The following is a 1739-nucleotide window of genomic DNA, read 5'->3' as shown; positions in this document are numbered from 1 at the left end:
CGGGCGTTGGACACCGAGGTGTCGGTGGATCTGTCCTGGCCGTCGCTCTTCGGTTTGCCCGGTGAGCGGTACACGATGACCGCTCAGCCGGTGCTCAGCGACGGGACCGACCTGGCGAGTCACACCACCCTCGCCGTGACCCTGCCGGTGTCGGTGGCCATGGTCGACGGGTCCTGGCCGAGCGGCATGACCGCCACCGGGACGCAGAACGACGACGGTACGTCGACGTACACCTTCGACCTGGGCGATCTGACCCCGGGCACCATCCCGACGATCACCTTTGATGTGAACGTGTCAGCCCTGGTGCAGATGCCGACCACCCTGGTGGCGACCGCGGTGATCTCCTCCACCGACGACTTCCGGGAGGCGGCGTACCGCACGGGAACCGCGTCGCTGGCAGTGAATGCCCCATCGACCTTCGCGATCAGTAAGACCGCCGGTGCGACTCAGGCGATCCCGGGTGTGCCGATCAGCTACGCCATTGGGTGGGTGAATGGTCTGGATGTGAATGTCGGGGCCGGGAAGATCGTGGATGTGTTGCCGTTCAACGGTGACGGTCGCGGCACCGAGGGCCTCAACGGACTGACGCTCACTGGTGTGTCCGTGGAGGCGGATATGGGGGTGCAGATCCAGTACTCCACCGAGCCGTCGGCCACGGTGATGGCGGCGATCCAGGCGGATCGCTCGGGTGACACCGGGGTGACCTGGCAGGCATGGCCGACGGACGGCAGTGTGCCCGCCGGTGTGACGGCGGTGCGGTTTGTGACTGAGGACATTTTGGGTGGGATGGCTGCTGAGGCGACGATCCAGGTCACTCCGGGTGTGTTGTCGTTGAACGGTTCCATGGTCAATGACGTCTCGGGTGTGGTGACCGGGTTGGACACTCCGGTGTCGGGTGCGGCGGGTCTGGAGTTGGTCTCCGGTGCCGCGCAGATCGCCGGGAATGTTTACCTGGACGAGGACTACTCCTGGGCATTCGACGCCGCAGACACTGACCTGGCCGGGGTGACCGTCCGGGCGACCGGGTACACCCTGGGCGCGAACCAGGTTGATGACGGCGGCACCGGTGACGACATCGTGGTGACCGAGGCTGATGACCTGTCGGTGACCACGGAGGCCGACGGTAGCTACGTGCTCGATGGCCTGTCGCCGGGCAAGTGGACGCTGGCGGTGGACCCCTCCTCGGCTGCGCTGGCCGGTCTGGACGTCGCGGAGCTGCCGCAGATGCCGATCATCCTGGCACCCGCTGATGGGATCACCGGGGTCGACTTCGGATACATGCAACCCATCGATGCCCCGGTCCTGGTGGATGACACCGCGCGGGTGTCCGCCGGTGACTCGATCACCCTGGACGTGCTGACCAATGACACCTTCGATGCGTCGGGGGCGATCACGAAGGTCTCCACTCCGGACTCGGGCACGGTGACCTGGGCCGAGGGTGACACGACCATCGGCTACACCGCGGCGAGCGACGGCTCTGGTGACGTGACGTTCACGTACACGGTGACCGATAAGGCGCGTCAGTCGGAGACGGCGACGGTCACGGTGACGGTGGTCCCGTTGCCGACCGCAGCGGATTCGACGGTGACCATTGGTCAGGAGCCGACGGCGATTGATCTGTCCGGGCTGTTCACCGGTGATGCGGCCACGATCAGCACGACGGCGAGCACCACCTCGGTTTCCGGTTCGGTGGTGACGTACACCCCGGCGGTGGACTTTGCCGGTCAGGACACGTTCAC

Annotated in this window: 1 protein-coding gene; it reads left to right on the top strand. The window is 66.1% G+C overall.

Translation table 11 applies throughout. The features are described from left to right. Positions 1–1739, top strand: a 1739-nt coding sequence (locus tag AB0N78_RS14555; RefSeq protein WP_363391747.1) for an Ig-like domain-containing protein, incomplete at both ends; no start/stop codon positions are given.

The sequence above is a fragment of the Cellulomonas sp. NPDC089187 genome (assembly GCF_040685135.1).
Classification (GTDB): domain Bacteria; phylum Actinomycetota; class Actinomycetes; order Actinomycetales; family Cellulomonadaceae; genus Cellulomonas.
The sequence above is the reverse complement of the archived record's forward strand: the minus strand, read 5'-3'. Positions and strand labels throughout refer to the sequence as shown.